Source organism: Arthrobacter sp. SLBN-53 (assembly GCF_006715585.1).
GTDB classification, from domain to species: Bacteria; Actinomycetota; Actinomycetes; order Mycobacteriales; family Mycobacteriaceae; genus Mycobacterium; species Mycobacterium neoaurum_A.
In genome coordinates, this window is sequence record NZ_VFNN01000001.1 from 4,170,148 (window position 1) to 4,195,432 (window position 25,285).

Sequence of the window (25,285 nt, forward strand, 5' to 3'; positions counted from 1 at the left end):
GGTATGCCGGGGCTCATGACGCGATTCGGATACACCTTGATGACGGAACAGGCGGGACCGAAAGACCTTGTCAGGTATGCGGTGTCTGCCGAACAGGCGGGTTTTGATTTCGAGGTCTGCAGTGATCACTTCAGCCCGTGGCTGACCAGCCAGGGGCACGCCCCGAACGCGTGGGCGGTCCTGGGAGCGGTTGCGGCGATGACCGAGCGGGTGGGTCTGTACTCGTTCGTCACCTGCCCGACCATGCGCTATCACCCGGCAGTGGTCGCCCAGCAAGCGGCGACCGTGCAGATCCTGGCCGACGGCCGCTTCACCCTTGGGCTCGGCAGTGGTGAGAACCTCAACGAGCACGTCGTCGGCGCCGGGTGGCCCGCGGCGGCGCGCCGCTTGGACATGCTCGCCGAGGCGATCAAGATCATCCGTGAACTGCTCGGTGGTGACCTCGTGGACTTCCACGGTGACCACTTCTCGGTGGATTCCGCGCGCATCTGGGATCTTCCCGACGAGCCCGTCGAAATCGGGGTGTCGATCACCGGCGACCGGACGATCGAGACGCTCGGGGTGCTCGCCGACCATCTGATCAACACGTCCCCCGACGGTGACGTCGTCGAGAACTGGAAGCGGGTCCGCCAGCCCATGGGTCTGCCCGAGGGCAGGGTGGTCGGACAGCTGCCGATCTGCTGGGATCCCGACCGCGACGCCGCGATAGCGCGCGCCCACGATCAGTTCCGGTGGTTCGCCGGGGGATGGTCGGTGAATGCCGATCTACCGACGCCGGCGGGATTCGCCGGTGCGACCCAATTCGTCCGCCCTCAGGATGTCGCCGAGGCCATCCCGTGCGGACCCGATCTCGATCCGATCGTGGCAGCCGTCGGCGAGTACGCCAAGGCCGGTTTCACCGATGTGGCGCTGATCCAGATCGGCGGGGACAGTCAGGAGCAGTTCTTCGCCGAGGCCGCCGGACCGCTGCTGTCGGCGCTGCGTTCGGAGTGGGGTCAATCGTAGGGGGCCAATGAGATCCGGCCGGATGCGCTGAACGCGCATCCGGCCGGTTTCAGGTCATGCTGTCGCGCATCACACCTTGCTGCGTGCCCAGCGCCAGCGCGACTTGGCCTCGTCACCGCCGCGCTCCAGCGCGGTCTCGGCCAGCTCCGCGCTGCGCCGGCGGGCCTCGGCCGCCAGCGGTGCACCGCGTTCGGCGGCCCGCTCCAGCGCTGCCGCACTGCGATCCAGGGCTGTTTCGGCGAGTTCGGCACCACGTTCCTTGGCCTTCTTGGCCACCGGTGCACTCTTCTCGGCACCACGCTCCAGTGCCGCGGCGCTTCGGTCCAAAGCGGTTTCGGCCAGTTCGGCGCCGCGCTTGCGGGCCTTCTTGGCGATCGGCGCGCTCTTCTCGGCACCCTTGTGGAGGGCGGCCGCCCCGCGATCGTAGGCGGTTCCCAGCGACTCGGCTGCGGTCTCGAACGCCGACGCCGCCAGCGGCACACCGCGCTCGAGCGCGGTGTCGGCGAGCTCACGGCCGCGCTCGACACCGATGTGCAGACCGTGACCGAGTCGGTCGGCGAGCTCGGTGTCCAGGATCGAGTCATCGGATCCGGGCAGTCGTTCCGACACCGCCTGCACGACCTTGCGCCCGGCGCGACGGCCGCGCCAGCCAAGGGACGGCTTGCCCGCGGTGTCCGCCGAGGCCAGCACCAGGCCGCCGATGAGGCTCACGTCGGTGAGGAATGCCCGACGCTTCTCGGCCTTGAGGGCGGGATCGGTCTCCTCCCAGAACATGTGCCTGCCCAGATTGGCCGGAATCACGGTCGCCGCCAGGACCGCGGCGGCAACGCGGGGGACGCGTCCGGTGGCCAGCAGCAGACCGCCGCCGATCTGAGCGGCCGCGGTGATGCGGGCCACCGTCATCGGATCGTCGGGAACCTTCTGGGCCACCGAATCGGGCAGCGACTGCAGACCATCCAACGTCGGCTGGACGACCTCGGCCGCGGGTTTGACGTCCCGGAGGGCCTCGATCCCCTGACCGATGAAAGCGGCGGACAACAACGGGCGGGCAATTCTGCGTACCAACATGCCGGTCAATGTTCCCGCCAGGACTGGGCCGCAAACCACCGCGAGCCCGGCGAAGTCACCTATCAGACGGCACGTGTCAGTAACCCGCGCGCTCGTCGTCGTCGAGGTCGACTTCCACCGACTGCTCCTGCCAGTCCGCATCGGGTGTCTCAAGCGAGGGTGCGGCGGCCCCGCCGGCGATGTCGACGCCGCCATCGGGATCGGCGTCGGTGACGTCGCGGGACTGCTCGACAGCATCGGCAACGGGTACGTCATCGGGAACATGAGGAGTACTCATGCGGGTCGATTACCCATGGTGCGCAACGGGAAACCGCGTGCCGTCGTGGTTTGGTGACGACCGGGCGCCGGGTACTGCCCCCCGCATGCACTACTCACGTGAACAAGGAGCCGAACTCACCGCGGGTCATTGCGTCCGTCCACTGGGCGCCCTGGTAGGAGGTGGTTCCATTGGTTAGCCACCGACCTGCGTGGGGTAACCTCCCAGCGGACATGCCGGGAGGCCACATGGTGCAGCAGGTAACGGACGCGGATGCAGCCGTGACAGATGATGATCGGTCGGTGGAACTCCGGGTTGCCGCAACCCTGGAGAACCTCGCGGTACTGCGTGTGCTGATCGCCGCAGCCGCCACCTTCGAGGATCTCGATTTCGACGCCGTGTCCGACCTGCGACTGGCGGTCGACGAGGCCTGCACGCGGCTGGTGAAGGCCGCGATACCGCATTCGCCGCTCGTGGTCTCGGTCCAGCCGCGCGAGGATGCCGTGGTCATCACGGCGTCGGCGACCTGCAGCAGCGACGAGGACGCCATCGTCGCACCGGGCAGCTTCAGCTGGCACGTGCTCAGCTCACTGACCGACGAGGTGAACACCTTCTCTGACGGTCGGCCCGGCGACGGTGGCCAGATATTCGGGATCTCGCTCACTGCGCGGCGAGCGAGTCTGTTGCAGTGAACTCCGAATACGCCGACGTCATCGAGATGTTTCGCGTACTCGGCGAACTCCGCGATGGGTCGGCAGAATACGAGCGGCAGCGCGAACGCATCGTCACCCGCTGCCTGCCATTGGCCGATCACATCGCCCGACGGTTCGAGGGGCGCGGCGAGGCGCGCGACGACCTGGTGCAGGTCGCCAGGGTGGGCCTTGTCAATGCCGTGAACCGGTTCAACGTCGAGGCCGGTTCGGACTTCGCGTCCTATGCGGTGCCGACGATCATGGGCGAGGTGCGCAGGCACTTCCGGGACAACGGATGGTCGGTCAAGGTGCCGCGCCGGCTCAAGGAACTGCATCTGCGCCTCGGCGCCGCGACGGCCGAGATGTCGCAGCGCCTGGGCCGGGCACCCACTCCGTCGGAGTTGGCGGCCGAGCTGGACATGGACCGCGAGGAAGTGGTCGAAGGCCTGATCGCGGGCAGCTCGTACAACACGCTGTCCATCGACAGCGGCGGTTCCGGTGACGACGAGGCGCCGGCTATCGCCGATACCCTCGGCTCACAGGACGATGCGCTGGATCAGATCGAGAACCGCGAGGCGCTGCGGCCGCTGCTGTCCAAGCTGCCCGAACGCGAGCGCACGGTCCTGGTCCTGCGCTTCTTCGAGTCGATGACGCAGTCCCAGATCGCCGAACGCGTCGGCATCTCGCAGATGCATGTGTCCCGGCTGCTGGCCCGCTCACTGGCCAAACTGCGGGACGAGCTGCAGTAGCGGCTGTCCCTGGAGCCGGCAGGCGGCCTCGGCGGTGGTCTCGGCGGTGGGCAGGACACCGTCGGGATCGCAGATCCGCAGCAGACGCCGCACCGCGGCACTGGGCACCAGTGCCCACCGGGCATCCTTGCCCGCTGCCGTCACGCTGATGGTGTGCAGCATCGAGAAAGCCTCGGTACCAAAGAAGTCGATGCCGGAAAGGTCGACGATCAGCTTTTCGGTGTGCGCAAGGTGGGTGAGCGCGTAGCTGCTGAACCGGCGCGCATTGGCGGCGTCGAGCTGTCCGTACACCTCGACGACGGTCGTGGACGGCGGCAGGTGGCGGACGGTGTGGACAGCTGTGCCACGCGCCGCACGCGGCGGGGACATCGCGATGGCGATGTTGTCTGGCGTGGTCATGGCGGCTCCGACAGTCGGACTCGATAGGCTGCGGGCTCAACCTGACCCGACACTACGCCTGATTTTGCTGGTCGGTCACCTACCCGCCGGATCCGGCGGGCGCCGGCACCGGGCAGACTGGACCGATGGCCGTGCGATCTGCTGCCGGAGTGGTGTTGGCCGCCGGTGCGGGCACACGGTTCGGAATGCCGAAAGTGCTTGCCGCCGAAGGGGAGTGGTTGGCTGCTGCGGTGGCCGCGTTACACGACGGCGGGTGCGCTGAGGTGCTCGTGGTGCTCGGTGCCGCGCAGGTGAGTGTGCCGGCACCGGCATGCGCGGTTCTCGCGCCGCACTGGGCGCAGGGGCTTTCGGCATCGCTGCGCGCCGGACTGGCGGCGGCATCGCGATACGACGTCGAATTCGCCGTCATCACGGTGGTGGACACCCCCGATGTCGGGGCCGACGTGGTGCGCCGGGTTCTGGACGCCGCCGCCACCTCGACATCCGGATTGGCCAGGGCGGTGTTCGGGGGGCGGCCCGGCCACCCCGTCGTCATTGCGGGCAGGCACTGGCCGGCGCTGACCGAACAGCTCGAAGGGGACGTCGGCGCCGGGCCCTTCCTGCGGGCCCGCGACGATGTCATCGCGGTCGAATGCGGTGACCTGGCCACCGGTGCCGATATCGATGTTCCTCAGCGCAAGGCATGGCCAGAGCACAAGGCATGGTCAGAGCGCAAAGCGTAGCCACCGGTTCCGACTCCTCAGGTGTGCACTTCCAGGCCGAGCGCGGCCGAGGCGTAGCGGCGCACGGTGTCCTCGGAGATTGCCGCGACGTCCTCGAACCCCGGCCTGGCCCGGCTGGACATGTGGCCCGAGACCGGATCGAGGGCGATCTCGGCGAGCATCTCCCCGGTCGTGGGTTCGCACACCGCCCACGTGTAGCGGGTCTCGTCGGCCCAGCCGTCGGCCGCGTCATGGACGTAGTCGAGGTCGTCCTCACCCATATCGGTCAGGGCGGGGCGGTCGTCGACGCGGTCGTCACAGCGCAGCCCGCGCAGATACCACTGGCCGTTGTTGATCTCGACGGGTTCCATCAGTCCTCCAGAAATGACGAATGGCCGCTCATCTCAGGAATGAGCGGCCATTCGGTGAAAAACTAGTCCTTGATCTCGGCGATCACGGTGCCCTGGGTGATGGCCGCGCCGGCCTCGACCGACAGGCCGGTGATGGTGCCGTCCTTGTGCGCGGTCACCGGGTTCTCCATCTTCATGGCCTCCAGGACCACGACCAGGTCACCGGCGGAGACCTGCTGGCCCTCCTCGACCGCGACCTTGACCACGGTGCCCTGCATGGGAGCGGTCACCGAATCACCGGAGGCCGCGGCACCGCCGCCGCCGCCACGCTTGCGTGCCTTGGGCTTCTTGCGGATGGCACCGCCGGCGCCTCCACCAGCGCCGCCACCGAGGGCCAGGTCACCGGGCAGCGATACCTCCAGGCGGCGGCCACCGACCTCGACGACGACGGTCTGGCGGGGCAGGCTGTCGTCCTCGTCGATGGGCTCGCCACCGGTGAACGGCTCGACGGTGTTGTCCCACTCCGTCTCGATCCACCGGGTGTGCACGTCGAACTTCTCGCCGTCACCGATGAACGCCGGGTCGGCGGTCACGGCGCGGTGGAACGGGATGACCGTCGCCAGGCCTTCGACGTTGAACTCGGCCAGCGCGCGGCGCGAACGGGCCAGTGCCTCTTCGCGGGTGGCGCCGGTGACGATCAGCTTGGCCAGCATCGAGTCGAACTGGCCGCCGATGACCGATCCGCTCTCCACACCGGAATCCATGCGCACGCCGGGGCCGGTGGGCGGTTCGAACTTGGTGACCGGGCCGGGGGCGGGCAGGAAGCCGCGGCCGGCGTCCTCACCGTTGATGCGGAACTCGAAGGAGTGGCCGCGCGGGGTGGGGTCCTCGGTGATGTCGAGGGCCTCGCCGTTGGCGATCTTGAACTGCTGCAGCACCAGGTCGATGCCCGAGGTCTCCTCGGTGACGGGGTGTTCCACCTGCAGGCGGGTGTTGACCTCGAGGAAGGAGATCAGGCCGTCCTGGCCGACCAGGTACTCCACGGTGCCGGCACCGTAGTAGCCGGCCTCCTTGCAGATGCGCTTGGCGGACTCGTGGATCTCCTTGCGCTGCGCCTCGGTCAGGAACGGCGCCGGAGCCTCCTCGACGAGCTTCTGGAAGCGGCGCTGCAGCGAGCAGTCCCGGGTGCCCGCGACGACGACGTTGCCGTGGGTGTCGGCGATGACCTGGGCCTCGACGTGGCGCGGCTTGTCCAGGTAGCGCTCCACGAAGCACTCGCCGCGACCGAAGGCCGCCACGGCCTCGCGGGTGGCCGAATCGAACAGCTCGGGGATCTCTTCGAGGGTGCGGGCGACCTTCATGCCGCGGCCACCGCCACCGAAGGCGGCCTTGATGGCGATGGGCAGGCCGTGCTCCTTGGCGAATGCCAGGATCTCGTCGGCGTCCTTGACCGGGTCGGGGGTGCCGGGGACCAGGGGAGCGTCGGCGCGCGCGGCGATGTGGCGGGCGGTGACCTTGTCGCCGAGGTCGCGGATGGACTGCGGGCTGGGCCCGATCCAGATCAGCCCGGCGTCCAGGACGGCCTGGGCGAAGTCGGCGTTCTCCGAGAGGAAGCCGTAGCCCGGGTGGATGGCGTTGGCGCCGGACTTCTCGGCGGCTTCGAGCAACTTCTCGAAAACCAGATAGGACTCGGCCGAGGTCTGCCCGCCCAGTGCGAAGGCCTCGTCGGCAAGCCGCACGTGGGGTGCGTCGGCGTCCGGCTCGGCGTACACGGCCACGCTGGCGAGGCCCGCATCCTTGGCGGCTCGGATCACACGGACGGCGATCTCACCGCGGTTGGCCACGAGGACCTTGGAGATCTTCGAGCTGGCGTGACTTGGCACTGCGCCTCCTGGTGGCATCTTCTCTAAGAAACGTCTTTAAGAATGTATCGGGCGAAGTTTAAGTGTCCAATCCCGGGGGTGGTGAGTCGGACCCCCAATTCTGCGGTGCGTCTTTGTTACCGGTCAGTACGTTTGACGTGCGGTATCGCTGCGCTGGGCGAACGCCCGGCAAGGCACGACGGCGGGCACGACGGCGGCGCCCCGAGGGGAGCGCCGCCGTCGTTGACAGCTGTCGAGATGTCTCAGCCGAACAGGGTCGGGATGCCCTTCATCGACGGCGGCGGCTCGACGCCGAGCGCGTTGGCCAACAGTGACGGGGCCACATCGAGGATGTCGACCTCCTTGCGCGACGGGTCGGCGGTGATACCCGCGCCCGCGGCCAGCAGGATGCCCTCGGGGATGTGATAGCCGGTGTTGACCCCGCCGATCCGCGAATGCACGCTCAGCCCCAGGTCGGTGGCAGGCACATCGGTATCGGCCGCGGCCCCGAACGGCCGGATCGTCACCTTCGTGGTGTCCTCGCCGGGCACGGTGTAATCGATGCCGAAGGTGACCGTCTTACCCTCGACGCGCAGCCGCGCGAACAGCCGGTCGGTCCCGTTGACCAGGACCGACTCCAGCGGTGCCACCGCCTCGGCGGCATCGCTCTCGGACTCGAAGACCAGCGACAGCATCGGGTACATCGCCAGCGCGACATCGGCGGGCTTGAGACCCAGCGCGGTGATCAGTTTGCCGTGATCGTCGAGGACGAAACGCCCACCGTCGAGCTTGGGCACGGCGACGGGTCCCTGTCCCATGCTCGCCGAGATCACCAGCATCGACTGCGGGTTCTTGGCCAGGTACTTGCGGATGCGACCGACCTGGCGATCGGTGATGTCCATGGCGGCGACGATGAAGCTGCCGTACACCTCGTCGGCGTCGTACTCGTACTTGTCGGTGTAGCCGGGCATCCCGTCACCCCAGAACCGATGCATCATGCCCGCGACGTGGTTGGTGAAGAACACCGAGAGTCGCGGTCGGTTCTTGCGGTGCTGACGCCAGTACAGGTCGAAGCTCAGCGGCGCCTGCATGGCAGAGCGGAATGCCTTGTAGCGCGGGTCGATTCGCTCCTTCACCAGATGGGTGGCCAGTGTCGCGGTGGACCGCGGGGTCAGTCCGAGCCGGACCAGATCCACCGCCGTCCCGGCGAGCGCCTTGGGGCTCAGCGCCGAATCGGGAGAGAACCCGTTCTCGCCGGTCATCGCCAGGTTGAACGCCTGGAAGCGCTCCAGCGCAGGCGGATAGGTCACCGCATCGGAGGCGAAGGTGTCCGGGACGTAGAAGCCACCGTGCGCGAACGGGCGCGCCGGCCAGCTCTGCATCGGACCGAACAGACCCACCGAGAGTCCGGCGCGCTCGGCCACGTTCCAGATCGGGTCACCCTTGAACGTCGAGGGGTCCTGGCCGAGGTCGAACGAATTGTGCTCGTAGCTGGAGGTGTGCAGTGTCGGCCAGGTGCGCCACGGCTGCAGGCCCTGGAGTTCCTCGCGGTCCTCGTGGATGGTGGTCAGCGACTGCCCGTCCTTGAGCAGCGCGGCCAGATTCGAATCGGGGCGATTCTTGACGTAGATGTCGACGACATCCCACGGCACCTCGTTGAGTTCGTAAAGAATGACGTCCCTGGCTTGCCGATTCATCGAACCGGGCCCCTTTCTGGTCCTTCATTTGCTACGCCGACAGCCATGTGAGCGGTGACACGCGTCGATGAGTATCGATTCGGCTAGCTGGCCCGCAGGCGTTCTCGGGGCCATTCTGGCATGGATCCCGGAAAAAATCCGTGGCCGCCGTTATTGACGAACGCGCCGGTAACTGCGGGGCTAGACCCGCAAGCGCCGCTTGATCCGGGCCAGCATCGCCGACATCCCGCGCAGTCGCAGGGGGCTGATCAGTGCGGCCAGGCCCAGCGCGGAGTAGAAGTCGTCGGGAACGGCCAGGATGTCCTCGGCGGACTGCCCGTCCAGCCCGGCCGCCAGGATGGCCGCGAAACCGCGGGTCGTCGGGGCCTCGGCGGGCGCGCTGAAGTACAGCCGGACGTGCTCGCGATCGGTGGCGTCGACATCGAGGAACAGCGGCGACTGGCATTCGGGAACCGGCTCCATGGCCGCTTCCTCGAGATGGCCGGGCAGCGCAGGCAGCTCGTTGGCGAACTCCAGCAGCAACTGCAACTTGTCCTGCCCGCTGACCTCGCCGAACTCGCCGACGACCTCGGCGAGCGCCGCGGGCATCGTCATCGCGCCGCGGGTGCCGCGCCGGGCTCGGGGCCGGTGGCCACCGGGACCCGCACCGCGTTACCCCACTCGGTCCACGAACCGTCGTAGTTGCGCACGTTCGGCAGGCCGAGCAGATGGGTCAGCACGAACCAGGTGTGGCTGGAGCGCTCCCCGATGCGGCAGTACACGATCGTCTTGTCGTCGGCGGTGAGGTGGCCGTACAGCGCGTCGAGTTCGGCCCGGTTGCGGAACCGGCCGCTGTCCTCGGCGGCCTTGGCCCACGGGATCGACACCGCGGTGGGGATGTGCCCGCCGCGCAGCGCACCCTCCTCCGGGTAATCGGGCATGTGGGTGCGCTCACCGGTGTACTCCTGCGGCGAGCGGACATCGATCAGCGGCTGCTCGCCGAGCGCGGCAAGCACATCCTCACGGAAGGCGCGGATGGCGGTGTCATCGCGCTCGACCACCGGATAGCCCGAACTCGGCTTGCTCGGCACGTCCAGGGTGGTGTCGCGGCCGTTGCTGACCCACAGATCGCGGCCACCGTCGAGCAGCCGGACATCGGGGTGGCCGAACAGCGTGAACACCCACAGCGCGTAGGCCGCCCACCAGTTGCTCTTGTCGCCGTAGATCACCACGGTGTCGTCGCGCGAGATGCCCTTACGGTCCATCAGCTCGGCGAACTGGGCACCGTCGATGTAGTCACGAACGGCCGGATCGTTCAGATCGGTGTGCCAGTCGATCTTCACCGCGCCGGGGATGTGGCCGGTGTCGTAGAGCAGCACGTCCTCGTCGGATTCGACGATGGCCAGCCCGGGGCGGCCGAGGTTGGCGGACAACCAGTCCGCGGTCACCAGGCGTTCGGGGTGCGCGTAGGCGGCGAGGGCAGGGTCTGGATCGGCAGGCAGCGACACGCCAAAGAGCCTACTCATGTCGGGGCTGCCGGTCGCATGCTCGGGTGACCCATCAGGGCTCGCGCAGACAGTCCCGGGCCGCAACCAGCTCGGCCCGCATGTTGCGGCGCATCATTTCGCATGCGGCCTCGGCCAGCGCGGGGTCGATGTGGGCGACGGCATCGGGCGGCACCACGACGTCGTAGTGCCGTACATAGGCGTCCAGCGCGGTGTAGAGCACGCACTGTTCGGTGACCTGGCCGGTGATGATCACCGTGCTCACCCCGAGCCGGTTCAGCAGGTGATCCAGCGGCGTGGCATAGAAGGCGCTGTGTCGCACCTTGTTCAGCCGCAGGCAGTCCTCGGTCGGCAGGATCGGTTCGACGAGCTCGGGATGCGCACCGTTGCGTGCGTCGCGCACGATGTCATCCCAGACCGCGGTGAAATCCCCGTAGTTGTCGTTGACATAGATGACGGTGGCATCATCGCGGGCGCGGGCCCGGTGGATGAGCTCGCCCAACGGTTCGATGATCCGGGCGGCGCTGGCCGCCAGCGGTTCGGCATCGGGATGGCGGTAGTTGTTCATCATGTCCGTGACAAGGACTGCGGTGTCAGGCATCCCCGGGTGATACCCGAGGCCGGGAGATTCAACACTGGCGGTTCGCGAGGCGCTCTGAGCGCCCCGGATCAGGTGCCGCCGGTGAATCCGTTGTCCTGCCACAGCGCGGCCACCGATATGCCGAGCCCGGCCAACAGCTTTCGCACCAGCGGCAGGCTGATCCCGATCACATTCGACGGGTCGCCCTCGATCCGGTCGACGAACCAGCCGCCGAGCCCGTCGAGGGTGAACGCGCCCGCCACGTACAGCGGCTCCCCGGTGTCCAGGTAGGCCTGCAGCTCGGCATCGGAGGGCGTACCGAAATGCAGGGTGGTGGTCCCGGTCTGTCGCACCCGGTCCGCCACCGCGCCGTCGACCACCCGCAGCACGGCGTGGCCGGTGTGCAGCAGACCGGTGCGGCCCGCGGATGCCTGCCACTGCCGTGCAGCGGCCTGCGCCGTCCCCGGCTTGCCGCTCAGCACGCCGTCGACCTCGAGCATCGAATCGCAGCCCACCACAACACAATCGATGGCAACCGCGGGTTCGAGGAGCTCGAGGACGCGCTCGGCCTTGGCGGCGGCCAGTGCGGCGACCACCTCGTGCGGGCCCGCGTCGGACAGTCGCGCGATGATGGCGTCCTCGTCGACATCGGACACCACGACCAGCGGGTCGACCCCGGCCGACCGCAGCACACCGAGCCGGCCGGGGGAGGCCGAACCCAGGACGAGGCGCGTCGTCACCTGCGCATGTGGGTCCGCTCCAACAGCGTGATCCGCTGCCAGGAGTGGCTCTGGTACCGCAGCTTGTCCACCGGGTGGCCCCACAGGTTGAGCTCCTGCGGGCCCGGTTCACCCGGACCGGTTCCGCCGGCCGCCGACAACACCGCGACCAGGGCCGCCAGTTCCTCGTCGGACGGCTCGCCCTTGACCACCCGGAACTCCGGCACCGGGGGTGCCGGGTTGTCGATGGTCATATCGCGTGGATCGCTGACTTCGACGATATCGACGTCGTGGCTCATGAAAGTCCTTCTCGCAGAGGGCCTGTCGCGGGTTGGTCCGAAGACCCTACAGCGGGATGTTGCCGTGCTTCTTCGGCGGCACCTGGCTGATCTTGCGCTCCAGCAGGCGCAGCGAGGTCGCCACGTAACCGCGGGTGTGCGAGGGCGGGATGACCGCGTCGACATAACCGCGCTCGGCGGCGATGTACGGGTTGACCAGGGTGTCCTCATAGGACTGCTGCAGCTCCAGGCGCAACGAATCGACGTCCTCGCCCTCCTGCGCGGCCTTCTTGAGCTCCTGGCGGTAGACGAAGCCGACCGCGCCGGAGGCGCCCATGACGGCGATCTGGGCCGTCGGCCACGCCACCACCACGTCGGCGCCCATGTCCTTGGAGCCCATCACGCAGTAGGCGCCACCGTAGGACTTGCGGGTGATGACGGTGATCTTGGGCACGGTCGCCTCGCCGTAGGCGTACAGCAGCTTGGCGCCGCGGCGGATGATGCCGTTGTACTCCTGACCGGTGCCCGGCAGGAAGCCCGGCACGTCGACCAGCAGCACGATCGGGATGTTGAAGCAGTCGCAGGTCCGGATGAACCGGGCGGCCTTCTCCGAGGCGTTGATGTCGAGGCAGCCGGCGAACTGGGTCGGCTGGTTGGCCACGATGCCGACGGTGCGGCCGTCGACACGGCCGTAGCCGACGATGATGTTCTGCGCGTAACCGGCCTGGATCTCCAGGAACTCGTCATCGTCGAGGATGCGCGAGATGACCTCGTGCATGTCGTAGGGCTGGTTCGGCGAATCGGGGATCAGGGTGTCGAGCTCGATGTCCTCACCGGTGAGGTTGTCCTCGATGGCGCCCGGGTGCGGCGGCGCCGGGTAGCGCGGCGGATCGGCGTAGTTGTTGGCGGGCAGGTAGCTCAGCAGGTCACGGACGTAGTCCAGGGCGTCCTGTTCGCCGGAGGCCACGTAGTGCACGGTGCCGGACTTGGACATGTGGGTCTGGGCGCCGCCCAGCTCCTCCATGGTGACGTCCTCACCGGTGACGGTCTTGATGACATCGGGACCGGTGATGAACATCTGGCTGGTCTGGTCGACCATGATGACGAAGTCGGTCAGCGCGGGGGAGTAGACGTGCCCGCCGGCCGCGGCTCCCATGATCAGCGAGATCTGCGGGATGACGCCCGAGGCCTTGATGTTGTTGTGGAAGATCCGGCTGTACAGGCCGAGGGAGACCACACCCTCTTGGATGCGGGCGCCGGCGCCGTCGTTGATGCCGATCAGCGGGCGGCCGGTCTTGATGGCCAATTCCTGGACCTTGACGATCTTCTCGCCGTAGACCTCGCCGAGGCTGCCGCCGAAGACGGTGGCGTCCTGGCTGAAGATGCAGACCTCGCGGCCGTCGATGGTGCCGTAGCCGGTCACCACGCCGTCGCCGAGCGGGCGGTTGGACTCCAGCCCGAAGTTGGTGCTGCGGTGGCGTGCCAACGCGTCGAGTTCGACGAAGGAGCCCTCGTCCAGCAGTGCGTAGATGCGCTCGCGGGCGGTCAGCTTGCCCTTGGCGTGCACCTTCTCGACCGCGGCCTCACCGACCGGGTGCAGCGCCTCTTCGGCGCGCTTGCGCAGGTCGGCCAGCTTGCCGGCCGTGGTGTGGATATCGACTACGTGCTCTGCCGCCGGCTCGATAGTGCTCGTCATGGGTAGCGATGCTAGCTGTACTTCTAAGAACTGCATAAGAGAGGTCGCAGTTAGGCCATCGTGTCCGCTCCTTTCGCCAAGCTGGTGCGGTGCCGACGACCGATCAGAACCGCGATCACATCGCCGCCATGCTGCTCGATCGCCGCGGCGATACCCACCTTGGCCTGCGCACTCGTGAGAACAACTGGACCTGGGACGAGGTGGTCGCCGAATCGATCACCAGGGCCGGGCTGGGCCGGGCGCTGTTGGACGACGAGCCCGACATGGCGCCCCATATCGGGGTGCTGCTGCCCAATGTTGCCGACTTCGTGTTCTGGTTGGGCGCCGCGGCGCTGGGCGGGATGACCGTGGTCGGTATCAACCCGACCCGCGGGGATGCCGAGATGGCTGCCGAGATCCGGCTCGCCGACTGCCGGCTGATCATCACCGATACCGACGGCGCCGCCCGGCTGGCGGCGGTGGATCTGGACGTGCCCGCACACCGGATACTCGTGGTCGGTGACGCGTCCTACCGCGCCGCGCTCGACGCGCATCGCGGTGCCCCGCTGCCCACCGGAGCCGATACCGTCGGCGCCGACACCCTGATGCTGTTGTTGTTCACCTCGGGTACCACCGGTGCGTCGAAGGCGGTGCGCTGCACGCAGGGTCGGCTGGCCCGCATCGCCTACGCCGCCCGCGACAAATTCGACCACCGTCGCGAGGATGTCGAGTACTGCAGCATGCCGCTGTTCCACGGCAACGCGATCATGGCGCTGTGGGCGCCCGCGCTGTCGGTGGGGGCGACGGTGTGCCTGGCGCCGTCGTTCTCAGCGTCCGGATTCCTTTCCGACGTACGCTATTTCGGAGCCACCTTCTTCACCTACGTCGGTAAGGCGCTGGGATATCTGATGGCCACGCCCGAGCGCGAAGATGATGCCGACAACCCCTTGCGGCGCGGGTTCGGCACCGAGGCCTCCCCGGACGACCAGGTCCGGTTCCGGAGCCGGTTCGACGCCGAACTCTACGAGGGCTACGGCTCCAGCGAGGGCGGCGGAGCGGTGGTCCTGCACCCGGACGCGCCCGCGGGCGCATTGGGCCGGCCCGCGCACGACGGGGTGGCCATCGTCGACCCGGTGACGCTGCGCGACTGCGCACCCGCGGTACTCGATGGTGTCGGACGCGTCCGCAACCCCGATGAGGCGGTCGGTGAGATCGTCGACAAGTTCGGCACCCGCTCCTTCGAGGGCTATTACAAGAACGACGCCGCCAACGCCGAACGCATCCGGAACGGGTGGTACTGGACCGGGGACCTCGGTTATCTCGACGAAGCCGGGTTCATCTATTTCGCGGGCAGGCGCGGCGATTGGATCCGGGTGGACGGTGAGAACCTGTCGGCGCTGACCATCGAGCATGTGCTGCGCCGCCACCCGGCGGTCATCGCGGCGGCGGCTTATGCGGTGCCCGATCCGCGCTCGGGAGACCAGGTGATGGCCGCCGTCGAGGTGGCCCGGCCGGCGGATTTCGACGCGGCGGCGTTCGCCGAATACCTGAGCGGCCAGCCCGATCTCGGGGCGAAGGCCGTTCCCAGACTGCTGCGCGTCTCGGCGCGGCTACCGATGACCGGCTCCAACAAGATCGTCAAACACGAGCTCCGGCAACAGCGTTGGCACACCGACGAGGATGTGTACCGATGGTCGGGGCGCAGACCGGTGGTGTTCGAGATGCTCGATGCCGACGGCAGGGATGCCCTGGACGCCGAGTTCGCCGCCCACGGCAGGCAGGCACGCGTCTGAAGGGGTGTCGGCGATCTCGCCGCGGCCGGGATGCGAACGTGCTAGGCAGGTCGGATGACCGATATCCGCGAGATCGATGCCGGCGTCGCAATGACCAGGTTCGCCCGTGGCTGGCACTGCCTGGGGCTGGCCGAGACCTTCCGTGACGGGCAACCGCACGGTATCGAGGCGTTCGGTTCCAAGCTGGTGGTCTTCGGCGATGCCGGCGGCGCCCTGCACGTGCTCGACGCGTACTGCAGGCATATGGGCGGTGACCTCTCCCGCGGTTCGGTCAAGGACGACAACCTGGCCTGCCCGTTCCACGACTGGCGCTGGCGTGCCGACGGACGATGCGCCCTGGTGCCCTACGCCAAGCGGGCACCGCGGCTGGCGCGTACCCGGGCCTGGGAGACCCGCGAGGTCAACGGGCAGTTGCTGGTCTGGCACGATCCCGAGGGTTCGGCGCCGCCGGCGGAACTCCTGCCGCCCACCATCGAGGGTTATCCCGAGGGCCGGTGGTCGCCGTGGCAGTGGAACTCGGTGCTGATCGAGGGTTCGCACTGTCGCGAAATCGTGGACAACAACGTCGACATGGCGCACTTCTTCTATATCCACCACGCCTATCCGACATTCTTCAAGAACGTCATCGAGGGGCACACCGCCAGTCAGTTCATGGAGTCCAAACCCCGGCCCGATTATATCGCCGACCCCGAGAAGCTCTGGGAGGGAACGTATCTGCGTTCTGAGGCCACCTACTTCGGGCCGGCGTACATGATCAACTGGTTGCACAACGACCTGGCGCCCGGGTTCACCGTGGAAGTGGCGCTGATCAACTGCCACTACCCGGTGTCCCGCAACTCGTTCGTCCTGCAGTGGGGTGTGGCGGTGCAGCAGATGCCCGGCCTGCCCGCCGACAAGGCAGCCAAGCTGGCCGGTGCGATGAGCCGGTCCTTCGGTGAGGGTTTCATGGAGGACGTCGAGATATGGCGGCACAAGACCAGGATCGAGAACCCGCTGCTCACCGAGGAGGACGGTGCGGTCTATCAGCATCGCCGCTGGTATGAGCAGTTCTACGTCGACTCCGCCGATGTCACCGCCGATATGACCGACCGATTCGAGCTGGAGATCGACACCACCCACGCCTACGGGATCTGGGCCGAGGAGGTCGCCGAGAATCTGGCCGGGCTCGCGCAGGCGGGTGGCGGTTCCACCGCGCAAGGGTGAGTGAACCGGCCAACGGACGTGTCTTTGCCGATCCGGCCCGGTCGCCAGTGGCGGGTATCGGGTCTGCATGGTGAACTAGGTCGGCTAACGTCACGGGAACACCCCGGCGTCGAGTGAAAGGGCTGACGAGGTTGAGCCTGCAGGCGACGCCGATCGGCGATGCGGTGCGGTGTTCGCTGCGTGACCCATCAGCAATTGACGCCTTTGGTAAATTCCTGGGCGTCCGGATGCACCGCCGCGGTCGGCGTGCCGGCTACTCAGGAGGATTCGTTCGTGTCTGACGACCGCAGCGGAGCCCCGCGGCGTTTCGACGGTGTCGACGGCCCGCGGGTGGCGATCGCCCACGACTACCTCACCCAGCGGGGCGGCGCCGAGAAGGTGGTGCTCTCGATGAGCAAGGCCTTCCCAGACGCGCCGATCTACACGCTGCTCTATGACCCGGCAGGCACCTATCCCGAGTTCGCCGAGCGCGATGTGCGGGTGTCCCCGCTGAACCGGATGTCGCTGTTCCGCAAGCACCACCGGGCCGCGCTGCCGGTGCTGCCGTTCGCGGCCAGTGCGATGTTCGTCGATGCGGATGTGGTGGTCACCAGCAGCAGCGGCTGGGCACACGGTTTTCGCACCAACGGTGCCAAGCTGGTGCACTGCCACACCCCGGCACACTGGCTCTACGCACTGGAGCACTACCTCAAGCCCGACGGCGACAAACTCAAACGCGCCGTGTTGAAGGTCGGCTCGCCGGCGCTGCGGTCATGGGATCAGCGCGCCGCCACCACCGTCGACCGCTACCTGGCGGTCTCGACCGCCATCAAGGACCGGATCCGGACCGCCTACGGTATCGACGCGGGCGTGCTGCCGTCGCCGATCTCCATGCGCCCCGATGCCCCCGCCGAGCCGGTGCCCGAGGTGGCGCACTGGCTCACCGATGGCGGCGAGCCCTTCTATCTGTGCGTCTCTCGCCTGATGGCCTACAAGAACGTCGACGCCGTCATCGGGGCCTTCGCCCACACCGACCGCCGGCTCGTCGTCGTCGGGCACGGACCGGAGGCGGCCCGACTGGAACGGCTCAAGACGCCCAATGTCGCCCTGCTCTCGGCGCTCACCGACGGACAGATGGCCTGGCTGTATCAATCCTGCCGGGCGCTGATCGCGGCCAGCTACGAGGACTTCGGGCTGACGCCCATCGAGGCCGCGGTATCGGGCAAGCCCAGTGTGGTGCTGCGGTGGGGCGGCTTCCTGGACACCGTCGTCGAAGGCAGCACCGGGGTCTTCTTCGACCGGCCCGAGCCCGCCGCCATCGCCGAGGCGCTGGACCGCTTCGACGCCGGTGAGTTCGACCCCGACCGGCTGCGGTCGCACGCCGAGCGCTTCACCGAGGCGCGCTATGCGGATTCGCTGTACGCCGCCGTCGATGAGATCGTGACCCGAACCAGGTGACCCCAACGCCCTGATGGCTATGGTGGACGCGCAATCGCAAAGGAGCACATACCCATGACCGGAGTACCCGCGTCGGCTGATCCGGAAGACGTGGCCCGCAAGCTGGCCGCCGCTCCCGCGCTGCACATGCCACCGCCGCCGGAGTGGATCCTCGACGAGAACAACCGCGTCATCGACTACAAGATGCAAGGGATGACCCGGTTCCGCAAGATCCGCAACCGGCTCGGTGAGTTGTTCTTCAACAGCTTCATCACCTACATCCCCTCCCACACCATCCGGCAGGGCTACCTGCGGCTGATGGGTGCGCGGATCGGCAAGCGGTCGTCCATCCTGCGCGGCACCACCGTGCTGGACATCGAGTTCCTCACCATCGGTGACGGGGTCGCCATCGGTTTCCGCTGCCTGCTGGATTCCCGCGCCGGGCTCTACATCGGCGATAACGTGACGATCGCCAGCGACGTGCACTTCATCGGCGGCGGCCATGACATCAACCATCCCGACTTCCTGCCGGTCCCGATTCCGACCGTCGTCCAGGATTACGTGTGGATCGCCAGCCGCGCCATGGTGCTGCCGTCGCTGATCGGCCGGGGCGCGGTGGTGGCCGCGCATGCGGTGGTGAACAAGGATGTCGCCGAACTCGACATCGTCGGCGGTGTGCCCGCCAAGGTGATCGGCAAGCGGCCCGCCGAATCGTTGGGCTACACCAACAATCACCGCCCACTGTTCTACTGATGTCGGCCGGCTCGGAGTCGTTCCCCGATCACCGGCTCGTCTTCGTCGCCCCGGACGAGGGGCAGACCGCGGTCGGGGACTATGCGCAGGACCTGGTGACCGCGCTGCGGCCGCATTTCGGTGAGATCGTGCAGTGCCGCACCGCAGGACCGGGTTCGGACACCCTTGCCGAGATCCGGCGGCACCGCGCCCAGGTGCGCAGGCTGATCGCCGACGGCCCGCCCGGGCGCACACTGGTGCACGCCGAGCTGTCCACCGGGGTGCTGCCGACGTTCTGGGCCACCGCCGGTATCGACGATGTGCCCGTCACCGCGACCATTCACGATCCGCCCCAAGGGCTGTGGTTCCTGGCGCGCACGAAGTTCATCGCGTCGTCGCGGCTGCTTACCCACGGCATCCACTACCCGCTGCGCCCGCTGTCCCGCGCCGTCGAGGGGCGGGTGCACGCCGGGCGCACGCTGATCGCGCTCACCGAGACCGGGCGGCAGTCGATCGCGCGCACCTACCCGGACACGACCACCTACTGCGTACCGCACCTGGTGCGCAGCCGTCCCGCCATCGCACCGGCCCAGGATCGTCCGAAGGCCGTCGGCTTCTTCGGATTCGTCTACCGCGGCAAGGGCTTCGACCAGATCGCCCGGATCCGCGAGCTGCTGCCCCGCGACATCGCGATCCGCGTCGCCGGTCGCGGCACGGAGGAACTGCCGCGGGCCGAGGGCATCGAGATCCTCGGCGGTGTCGACGGGGCCGCCGAGGACGCCTTCTTCGAATCGGTGCGCGCCATCGTCGTTCCCTACGGCAAGCGGCACTTCTACGCCGAGACCTACCCGGCCTCCGGGGTGGTCGCCCATGCCATGGCCTACAGCACGCCCATCGTGTGCACCGGCTACGGCGCCCTGGCCGAACTCGGCACCGACCAAGGCGTGCTCAACGTCGCGCCGCGCGGTGGCGGCGACGATGCCGTGGCCGCCGGACTGGCCGATGGCATCGCCACCCTGCTCAACGATGCCGACCGGCTGACCGAGCTCGGTCGCAACGCCGACCGCACCCGACAGGAACGGTCGGCCGCCCGCACCGCCGAGGCCTTCGCACGGATCTGGTCGAAGGTGCTCACCGACCGGTCGGCGAGCGGCCGGTGACCGATCCCGTGCAGCCGGCGCCCCCCGGTCCGGCGCCCACCTCGAATCACCTGATGCGCACGCTGTGGGCGGTGTTCTGGCTCTACGGCGGACGCGGTGTCGGACTGTTGTGGACGGCCGTCATCGTCGCCCAGCTCGGCATCGCCGACTACGGCCAGTACGGCATGGCGTACGCGGCCTTCTCGTTGATCGGGCCGCCGCTGGACAACCCCTTCGCCGTCCGCGCGGTACGGGAGTCCGAGCAGCGATTCCTGGCCGAGCGCACCAGCCGCTATCTGCTCGGCGTCACCCTCATGGTGGCGGGCGCGGCCCTGGTCGAGGTCAGCTATATCGTCTGGTTCGGATTGTTCGTCGCCGGCGGTGAGATCGTGCTGAAGGCCTACCAGAGTCATTGGGCCCGCGACGGTCAGCCCCAGCGGGTGGCCCAGCTCGACACCATCCGCCAGGTTGCCAGCGTGGCGTGTGCGGCGGGTTATGTCTTCCTGGCCGACGAACCGACCTTGCAGCTGGCCAGCCTGTTCCTGGTGGCGCCCTATGTGGTGATCGCCATCGTGGTCGGGTTCGTGGTGCTGCCGCACCGCCCGGGTATGCCGGGGCCGCCCAAGCTGATCGCCATCCTGATCGGCGAGATGCTCGGGCTGGCCGCCTATCTACAGGGTGATGTGCTGCTGCTGGGCTGGCTGACCGATGACACCACGGTGGGCTACTACGCGCTCACCGTGACCGTGACGATCGCCATCGTCGCCGTCGGCCAGTCCTTCGGGATGTCCTACAACCGGGCGCTGCGCGAGGGCGACGGTCACCTCTCGGCCGGCCCGCCGCTGAAGAGCACGTTGATCCTCGGTGCGCTCGCCGGTCTGCTCGTCCTCGTCGTCGGGGTGGTCATGCTGTTCACCCCCGCCCCCAATGAGCTGGCCGTCGCGATGATCATCATGGCGATGTTCTGCGGTATGCGCACCATCACCTCGGTCTTCCAGGCGGTGCTCTACCTGCAGCGCCGCGATACCACCCGACTGGTCGCCAACCTGAGCCTGCTCCCGGTCAAGCTCGGCCTGGTGGCGTTGCTGGCCTTTGCCGGTGCCGTCGGTGCGGCGATCGCCACCGTGATCGCCGATGCACTGCTGCTGGGCATCTACGCCTACATCCTGTATTGCAGGCCCACAGGCAGGACGACATCACCATGACCGCTGCAGCCACCAAGGCCGTGTTCCTGCTGTCGAAGGATCCGGTCGCCGACCACGGCGGCGACGTCGAGCTGTCCCGGTTGGTCATCGGGCTGGCGGCCGATTCCTGTGAGGTATCGGCCATCTGCCTGTCCCATGAGCCTGCGGGCACGGTCGAAACCGACCTGGTCGCCGGCGGGATGACACTGGTGCGGGTCGGGAAAACCGGTGTGCAACCGGTGCGGTTGTTGGTCGACACCGTGCGGACCGGCCGCAGCCTGACCCACGCCCGGTTCGACAGCGACGCGCTGGTGGCAGCCATCTCCGCGGCCACCGCCGACGTGTTCGTCGCCGAGCACAGTTACATGGCCGAATCGTTCCTGCGCAGTACCCAGGTCGGCCGGGCACGCCTGGTGGTCAACACCCATGTCAGCGAATCCCTGGTGTGGCGTGCGACCCGAGGGCTGCTGGGCAGGCAGCAGGAGGGCCGGTTGTTGGGTGACGAACTGCGGGTGGCCCGGGCTGCCGACGCGGTCGGCACCTACGACGCCGACGAGGCCGAGTTCTACCGCGCGAACGGCGTGCCGTCGGCGCGATGGCTGGACCTCACCCTGCCACCGGCGACTCAGGTGCCGGTGGCGTCGACCCCGCGCCGGCTGGTGCTGATGGGCACCAGGGATTGGCCGCCGAACCAGGAGGCCTTCCTGACCGCGCTGCGGTTGTGGCCGCGGATCGCCGCCGGGATCGACGGCGCCGAGTTGTGCATCATCGGCGCCAAGAAGTCGAGGAAGGCCGGCGGGAGAAACGGTGACCCGGTGTATCCGGACGGGGTACGCGACCTGGGCTTCGTCGACGACCTCGGCGGTTTCCTGGCAACCTGCCGGGCGATGATCGCGCCGATCAGCACCGGCGGCGGGGTGCGGGTGAAGATCCTGGACGCGGCCAGGATGGGGCTGCCGGTGGTGGGCACCACCGCGGCGGTGGGCTCACTGGCACAGCTGCTGGAACTGGACACCCATGACGACGACGATGACTTCGTCGCGGCCTGCCGCAGTTTGCTGTTGGACATCGAGCAAGCGCGTTCGGCGGGTGAGCGGCTGTACGCCCGTAACCGCGAATTCTGGGAACAGCGCCGTCCGCATCGCGCGGTCTCGGCGCTGCTCGGCTAGCCGCCTGCCGTCACCGGGACGGGCGCGTCCTGGTGTTTTCTGGCCTGCTCGATCCGCGCGGTCAGCTCATCGGCTTCCCGGTTCTCGGTCCGCAGCTGATCGGCATAGACCAGGAAGACCAGGAAGATCGTGTACAGGAAGACGATCTGGGGGATGATCACCACCGGGTGATCGAGATTGAGTGCCACGAACGAAAACCCGATGAATACGCCGCCATAAACCGCGCTCGGAAGTGAATTTGCCCGCAGCAGGCGATAGCCGATGAAGCAACCGATAGCGACGACGGCCAAGAAAGCGATTCCGACGAAAATGCCGCCGCGGTGGATCGCGATCAGCGGCGCGTTGGACACGAAGTTCTCCAGGAACGCGTAGGCGCCGTCCTTGAACTCGCGTTGTGACCAACCCCACCCGAACAACCAGTGCCCGTCCATCCGGCCGGGGAATTCGCGGATCGAATCGACGCGGTCGGTGGCTCCGGCGTCGTTCTCGCTCAGCGTCCCGAGTAATCGGGTGCGCACCGAGGGCACCATGAAGGCGCCGACGACGGCCAGGGTCATCGTGCCGATGAGCAACTGACGATCCCGCGCGCGCATCGGGTGGAAGATGAACACCAGAACAACACCAACCAACACCGTGACGATGGCGGATCGGCTCAGCGTCAGGGCAATTGCCGCGCCGATGATCCCGACGATCACCACCCGCCGCCACCCGGCGAACACGATCATGGCGACGACGAACGAGATCACCAGCCCGATGCCCGCGGCGTTGGGATCCAGCCACAGGCCACCGAGACGGCTGAATGCCTGACTGTCCGCGGCGACCTGGAAGCGGTCGGTGCGTGGCGCATTGCTCGGCGTGCCGCCGGTGAAGAAGAACCGCTCGGTGTTGGCCACGGCATAACCGAAGATCCGAAACGGTTGCAGCAGAATCTGATTCGAGCCCATGAGGATCGATGCGATACCGAACGCGGCGTTGAACGCCGCGGCGTAGGCGAAGATCCGGCCGAACTTGGCCAGATGCTCGCGCGGCAGTGCGAGGATGGCGAAGAACGCGCCGGTCGCGATGGCCCATTTTGCGTAGTCGAGGATGTTCACGATCGAGGAGAACGTGACGATCATCGAGATGCCGGACACGATCACCAGCACCAACACGGCCTTGGCCAATGTGCTGCCCAGCACCGGGAAACGCTTGGCGGCGTTGGGATGGATCAATGCGGCCATCAGCGCCCCGCCCGCGAACGGGAGATACAGCGGAAGGTGCACGCCGGGGAAGTAGCCGAACGGCAGCGTGCCGATGGACACCGCCAAGCCCCAGTACAGCCACAACGGATGTCGCAGGCCGATGTAGAGGCCGACCGACATGGCGATCAGCGCCGCGATGGCCATGATCGCCGGCTTACCCGCGAGCGCGACCCCGGTCGCCAACAGCACCGTCAGCGCAACGATTGCCGCGCCGAGGAGCATGCTGCCGCGTGACGGCGCGCCGAGTTTCATTGCGGACTCGTCTTCATTGCGGAATGATCCTCACGGCTTTACTGCACCGTTGTTGCATTTAACTATCCTTGCATCGGTTTCGCTGGTGCCGCCACCTAGGGTGCCACCCGCAAACTGGGCGGCTGCTGCAGTTGACGCTATCGTTGCATTGTCGTGGCGATCCAGAAGCGAATGGAGTGCTCCCTTGGCCGTCGGTGATTACCTGCGAATCTTTCGCCGGTTCTGGTGGGTAGTCCTGCTGGCAACTCTCATAGGCGTTGCTGTGGGGTACGCCACCATGTTCATGTCGACGACGCAGTACTCCTCGACAACCCGGCTGTTCGTCACCACCCAGAGCGGTACGTCGGTCGGGGACGCCTACCAGAACAACCTGTTCTCCCAGGAACGCGTGTTCTCCTATGCCGGGCTGGCGACCAGTGACCAGGTTGCGGCGCGGGCCATCGCCCAGCTCAAGGCGCCGATCTCGGTCGACGAACTGCGCGCCAAGATCACCGCGGTGCCGCTGCCGCAGACCGTGCTGCTCGACATCACCGCCACCGATCCCGATCCGGCTGCCGCCCAGCGCTACGCCAACGCGGTGGCCGACCAGTTGGTCAATGTGACCGCCGAGTTGGAAACGTCCCGGCGCGGTGGTGAAGCCGCCGCTGCCGCCGTGCTCGTCGACGACGCCAGCTACGGCACCAAGGTCGAGTCGATGGGTTTGCCCATCCGGTTGGCCGCAGGCGCGGTCGGCGGTCTGGTACTCGGTGTGCTGGTGGCAGTTCTGCTCGGCATCTCCGACAGCAAGGTCCGTCGCCGCGAGCGCATCGAGGACGTCACGGGTGTCCCGTTGCTGGGCACCCTCGTCGCCGACGGAGTGGACCGCACCGGGGTCATCGACCTGGAAGCCGGGGGACTGGCGGTCGAGCGGCTGCGCGAACTGCGTACCAACGTCCAGTTCGCCCGCAACGCCCACGGCCAGCACCCGCGTGTCATCGCCGTGACCAGCCCGTCCCCGCAGGACGGCCGCTCGACCACCGCGATCGACCTGGCGGCGTCCTTCGCCGAGGCCGGGCACTCCGTGGTGCTGGTCGACGGTGACCTGGTCAAACCGGATCTGCCCGAGTTGTTGGCCCTCGACAGTGCCGCGGTCAAGCAGGCAGGGACCAAGGGGTTCAGCACCCTGTTGGCCGGCCAGCACGATCTGTCCGAGTCGCTGATCGAGGTGCCAGGGTCGCGGGTCGCGCTGTTGCCCGCCGGGCCGGTGCCGTCGGTGCGCCGCGATCTGTGGGGAGATCAGCGCACCTCGCGAGTGTTGGAACTGCTGCGCGGGCACTTCGAGTACGTGATCATCGACACACCGCCATTGACCAAGTACGCCGACGGGACGGTGCCCGCCGCCCTCGGCGACGGTGCGCTGGTGCTGGGTCGTATCGGGCACACCAAGGCCTCGGCGTTGCGTCAGGGCGTGACCGCGCTGCAGACCGCGCACGCCACCGTCCTCGGTGTCGTCGCCACCTTCGAACCCGGGCACCGGCGCGAGCTGTCCGCCGACCGCAAGCACGGTGGGGCGGCGGCGGGATCGGCCAAGACCGGTGATGCGCGCGATACCGACGACGAGACCGCCAAGGCCGAGTCCCCGGCCTCGGCCAAGAGGTAGGA

Annotated in this window: 25 protein-coding genes; 12 read left to right on the forward strand and 13 right to left on the reverse strand. The window is 67.8% G+C overall.

Annotation, left to right across the window (positions count from 1 at the left end; genetic code table 11):
• Positions 1 to 15 precede the first annotated feature (15 nt).
• The gene (locus FBY28_RS20030) at positions 16 to 1,005 is read left to right on the forward strand and encodes an LLM class F420-dependent oxidoreductase (RefSeq protein WP_141869058.1); all 990 of its coding nucleotides are present in this window, start codon (positions 16 to 18) and stop codon (positions 1,003 to 1,005) included.
• Between the two features lie 69 nt (positions 1,006 to 1,074).
• Here FBY28_RS20030 and FBY28_RS20035 read toward each other — a convergent pair whose 3' ends face one another.
• Positions 1,075 to 2,073: a DoxX family protein gene (locus FBY28_RS20035; RefSeq protein WP_216847846.1), complete on the reverse strand. Its 999-nt coding sequence runs from the start codon at positions 2,071 to 2,073 to the stop codon at positions 1,075 to 1,077.
• Positions 2,074 to 2,149: 76 nt separating this feature from the next.
• Positions 2,150 to 2,350 carry an Rv3202a family protein gene (locus tag FBY28_RS20040; protein WP_141869059.1) on the reverse strand — a complete coding sequence of 67 codons (201 nt, stop codon included), beginning with the start codon at positions 2,348 to 2,350 and terminating at the stop codon, positions 2,150 to 2,152.
• A gap of 260 nt (positions 2,351 to 2,610) precedes the next feature.
• Here FBY28_RS20040 and FBY28_RS20045 point away from each other — a divergent pair, with 260 nt between their 5' ends.
• On the forward strand, positions 2,611 to 3,021 hold the full coding sequence (locus tag FBY28_RS20045; RefSeq protein WP_286178288.1) for an ATP-binding protein: 411 nt from the start codon (positions 2,611 to 2,613) through the stop codon (positions 3,019 to 3,021).
• The gene (locus FBY28_RS20050) at positions 3,018 to 3,770 is read left to right on the forward strand and encodes an RNA polymerase sigma factor SigF (protein ID WP_286178289.1); all 753 of its coding nucleotides are present in this window, start codon (positions 3,018 to 3,020) and stop codon (positions 3,768 to 3,770) included. Before FBY28_RS20045 ends, FBY28_RS20050 begins: the two co-directional genes overlap by 4 nt.
• Here the strand turns inward: FBY28_RS20050 and FBY28_RS20055 are convergent.
• Positions 3,738 to 4,169 carry an STAS domain-containing protein gene (locus FBY28_RS20055; protein ID WP_216847847.1) on the reverse strand — a complete coding sequence of 144 codons (432 nt, stop codon included), beginning with the start codon at positions 4,167 to 4,169 and terminating at the stop codon, positions 3,738 to 3,740. The two genes, FBY28_RS20050 and FBY28_RS20055, sit on opposite strands and share 33 nt — an antisense overlap.
• Before the next feature lie 125 nt (positions 4,170 to 4,294).
• Here FBY28_RS20055 and FBY28_RS20060 point away from each other — a divergent pair, with 125 nt between their 5' ends.
• Complete coding sequence (locus FBY28_RS20060; RefSeq protein WP_141869062.1) at positions 4,295 to 4,891, forward strand: nucleotidyltransferase family protein; 597 nt, start codon at positions 4,295 to 4,297, stop codon at positions 4,889 to 4,891.
• Positions 4,892 to 4,908: 17 nt separating this feature from the next.
• On the opposite strand, the gene FBY28_RS20065 is transcribed toward FBY28_RS20060, so the two are convergent.
• The 9 genes from FBY28_RS20065 to FBY28_RS20105 form a co-directional block, all read right to left on the reverse strand.
• Positions 4,909 to 5,241 (reverse strand): hypothetical protein, encoded by a 333-nt coding sequence (locus tag FBY28_RS20065; protein ID WP_019514758.1) that lies wholly within the window; start codon positions 5,239 to 5,241, stop codon positions 4,909 to 4,911.
• A 62-nt stretch (positions 5,242 to 5,303) separates the two neighbouring features.
• Positions 5,304 to 7,103 (reverse strand): acetyl/propionyl/methylcrotonyl-CoA carboxylase subunit alpha, encoded by a 1,800-nt coding sequence (locus FBY28_RS20070; RefSeq protein ID WP_141869063.1) that lies wholly within the window; start codon positions 7,101 to 7,103, stop codon positions 5,304 to 5,306.
• Between the two features lie 242 nt (positions 7,104 to 7,345).
• Complete coding sequence (locus FBY28_RS20075; protein ID WP_141869064.1) at positions 7,346 to 8,779, reverse strand: hypothetical protein; 1,434 nt, start codon at positions 8,777 to 8,779, stop codon at positions 7,346 to 7,348.
• A 180-nt stretch (positions 8,780 to 8,959) separates the two neighbouring features.
• Positions 8,960 to 9,367, reverse strand: a complete 408-nt coding sequence (locus FBY28_RS20080) for a SufE family protein (RefSeq protein WP_141870356.1) — start codon at positions 9,365 to 9,367, stop codon at positions 8,960 to 8,962.
• Positions 9,368 to 9,369: 2 nt separating this feature from the next.
• Positions 9,370 to 10,284 (reverse strand): sulfurtransferase, encoded by a 915-nt coding sequence (locus FBY28_RS20085; protein WP_216847849.1) that lies wholly within the window; start codon positions 10,282 to 10,284, stop codon positions 9,370 to 9,372.
• Positions 10,285 to 10,318: 34 nt separating this feature from the next.
• Positions 10,319 to 10,864 carry a cysteine hydrolase family protein gene (locus FBY28_RS20090; protein ID WP_141869066.1) on the reverse strand — a complete coding sequence of 182 codons (546 nt, stop codon included), beginning with the start codon at positions 10,862 to 10,864 and terminating at the stop codon, positions 10,319 to 10,321.
• Positions 10,865 to 10,932: 68 nt separating this feature from the next.
• Complete coding sequence (locus tag FBY28_RS20095) at positions 10,933 to 11,583, reverse strand: Maf family protein (protein ID WP_141869067.1); 651 nt, start codon at positions 11,581 to 11,583, stop codon at positions 10,933 to 10,935.
• Complete coding sequence (locus FBY28_RS20100; protein ID WP_019514751.1) at positions 11,580 to 11,861, reverse strand: acyl-CoA carboxylase epsilon subunit; 282 nt, start codon at positions 11,859 to 11,861, stop codon at positions 11,580 to 11,582. The genes FBY28_RS20095 and FBY28_RS20100 overlap by 4 nt, the downstream gene beginning before the upstream one ends.
• A 46-nt stretch (positions 11,862 to 11,907) precedes the next feature.
• Positions 11,908 to 13,536, reverse strand: a complete 1,629-nt coding sequence (locus FBY28_RS20105; RefSeq protein ID WP_141869068.1) for an acyl-CoA carboxylase subunit beta — start codon at positions 13,534 to 13,536, stop codon at positions 11,908 to 11,910.
• An 89-nt stretch (positions 13,537 to 13,625) separates the two neighbouring features.
• Here FBY28_RS20105 and casI point away from each other — a divergent pair, with 89 nt between their 5' ends.
• From casI to FBY28_RS20140, 7 genes are all read left to right on the forward strand, one after another.
• Positions 13,626 to 15,308, forward strand: coding sequence for a steroid-22-oyl-CoA synthetase (casI, locus tag FBY28_RS20110; RefSeq protein ID WP_141869069.1), 1,683 nt, complete (start codon positions 13,626 to 13,628; stop codon positions 15,306 to 15,308).
• A gap of 54 nt (positions 15,309 to 15,362) precedes the next feature.
• Positions 15,363 to 16,511 (forward strand): 3-ketosteroid-9-alpha-monooxygenase, oxygenase component, encoded by a 1,149-nt coding sequence (locus tag FBY28_RS20115; protein ID WP_141869070.1) that lies wholly within the window; start codon positions 15,363 to 15,365, stop codon positions 16,509 to 16,511.
• Positions 16,512 to 16,784: 273 nt separating this feature from the next.
• Complete coding sequence (locus FBY28_RS20120; protein ID WP_286178291.1) at positions 16,785 to 17,948, forward strand: glycosyltransferase; 1,164 nt, start codon at positions 16,785 to 16,787, stop codon at positions 17,946 to 17,948.
• 54 nt (positions 17,949 to 18,002) lie between these two features.
• Positions 18,003 to 18,680: an acyltransferase gene (locus FBY28_RS20125; RefSeq protein ID WP_141869072.1), complete on the forward strand. Its 678-nt coding sequence runs from the start codon at positions 18,003 to 18,005 to the stop codon at positions 18,678 to 18,680.
• Positions 18,680 to 19,819, forward strand: a complete 1,140-nt coding sequence (locus FBY28_RS20130; protein ID WP_141869073.1) for a glycosyltransferase family 4 protein — start codon at positions 18,680 to 18,682, stop codon at positions 19,817 to 19,819. Before FBY28_RS20125 ends, FBY28_RS20130 begins: the two co-directional genes overlap by 1 nt.
• Positions 19,816 to 21,003, forward strand: coding sequence for a lipopolysaccharide biosynthesis protein (locus tag FBY28_RS20135; protein WP_216847850.1), 1,188 nt, complete (start codon positions 19,816 to 19,818; stop codon positions 21,001 to 21,003). Before FBY28_RS20130 ends, FBY28_RS20135 begins: the two co-directional genes overlap by 4 nt.
• On the forward strand, positions 21,000 to 22,151 hold the full coding sequence (locus FBY28_RS20140) for a glycosyltransferase (protein WP_141869074.1): 1,152 nt from the start codon (positions 21,000 to 21,002) through the stop codon (positions 22,149 to 22,151). Before FBY28_RS20135 ends, FBY28_RS20140 begins: the two co-directional genes overlap by 4 nt.
• Here FBY28_RS20140 and FBY28_RS20145 read toward each other — a convergent pair.
• On the reverse strand, positions 22,148 to 23,644 hold the full coding sequence (locus tag FBY28_RS20145) for an O-antigen ligase family protein (RefSeq protein WP_141869075.1): 1,497 nt from the start codon (positions 23,642 to 23,644) through the stop codon (positions 22,148 to 22,150). The two genes, FBY28_RS20140 and FBY28_RS20145, sit on opposite strands and share 4 nt — an antisense overlap.
• Here FBY28_RS20145 and FBY28_RS20150 point away from each other — a divergent pair.
• Entirely contained in the window at positions 23,613 to 25,283 is a 1,671-nt protein-coding gene (locus FBY28_RS20150; protein ID WP_286178295.1) for a tyrosine-protein kinase domain-containing protein, read from the forward strand. The genes FBY28_RS20145 and FBY28_RS20150 overlap by 32 nt on opposite strands.
• Positions 25,284 to 25,285 lie beyond the last annotated feature (2 nt).

Excerpts from the sequence above, each read along its gene's own strand:
- FBY28_RS20030 (WP_141869058.1), top strand. The coding sequence starts at position 16 with ATGACGCGATTCGGATACACCTTGATGACGGAACAGGCGGGACCGAAA.
- FBY28_RS20035 (WP_216847846.1), bottom strand. The coding sequence starts at position 2,073 with ATGTTGGTACGCAGAATTGCCCGCCCGTTGTTGTCCGCCGCTTTCATC.
- FBY28_RS20040 (WP_141869059.1), bottom strand. The coding sequence starts at position 2,350 with ATGAGTACTCCTCATGTTCCCGATGACGTACCCGTTGCCGATGCTGTC.
- FBY28_RS20055 (WP_216847847.1), bottom strand. The coding sequence starts at position 4,169 with ATGACCACGCCAGACAACATCGCCATCGCGATGTCCCCGCCGCGTGCG.
- FBY28_RS20060 (WP_141869062.1), top strand. The coding sequence starts at position 4,295 with ATGGCCGTGCGATCTGCTGCCGGAGTGGTGTTGGCCGCCGGTGCGGGC.
- FBY28_RS20065 (WP_019514758.1), bottom strand. The coding sequence starts at position 5,241 with ATGGAACCCGTCGAGATCAACAACGGCCAGTGGTATCTGCGCGGGCTG.
- FBY28_RS20075 (WP_141869064.1), bottom strand. The coding sequence starts at position 8,779 with ATGAATCGGCAAGCCAGGGACGTCATTCTTTACGAACTCAACGAGGTG.
- FBY28_RS20080 (WP_141870356.1), bottom strand. The coding sequence starts at position 9,367 with ATGCCCGCGGCGCTCGCCGAGGTCGTCGGCGAGTTCGGCGAGGTCAGC.
- FBY28_RS20085 (WP_216847849.1), bottom strand. The coding sequence starts at position 10,284 with ATGAGTAGGCTCTTTGGCGTGTCGCTGCCTGCCGATCCAGACCCTGCC.
- FBY28_RS20090 (WP_141869066.1), bottom strand. The coding sequence starts at position 10,864 with ATGCCTGACACCGCAGTCCTTGTCACGGACATGATGAACAACTACCGC.
- FBY28_RS20100 (WP_019514751.1), bottom strand. The coding sequence starts at position 11,861 with ATGAGCCACGACGTCGATATCGTCGAAGTCAGCGATCCACGCGATATG.
- FBY28_RS20105 (WP_141869068.1), bottom strand. The coding sequence starts at position 13,536 with ATGACGAGCACTATCGAGCCGGCGGCAGAGCACGTAGTCGATATCCAC.
- FBY28_RS20115 (WP_141869070.1), top strand. The coding sequence starts at position 15,363 with ATGACCGATATCCGCGAGATCGATGCCGGCGTCGCAATGACCAGGTTC.
- FBY28_RS20125 (WP_141869072.1), top strand. The coding sequence starts at position 18,003 with ATGACCGGAGTACCCGCGTCGGCTGATCCGGAAGACGTGGCCCGCAAG.
- FBY28_RS20130 (WP_141869073.1), top strand. The coding sequence starts at position 18,680 with ATGTCGGCCGGCTCGGAGTCGTTCCCCGATCACCGGCTCGTCTTCGTC.
- FBY28_RS20140 (WP_141869074.1), top strand. The coding sequence starts at position 21,000 with ATGACCGCTGCAGCCACCAAGGCCGTGTTCCTGCTGTCGAAGGATCCG.
- FBY28_RS20150 (WP_286178295.1), top strand. The coding sequence starts at position 23,613 with ATGCTGCCGCGTGACGGCGCGCCGAGTTTCATTGCGGACTCGTCTTCA.
- FBY28_RS20145 (WP_141869075.1), bottom strand. The coding sequence starts at position 23,644 with ATGAAACTCGGCGCGCCGTCACGCGGCAGCATGCTCCTCGGCGCGGCA.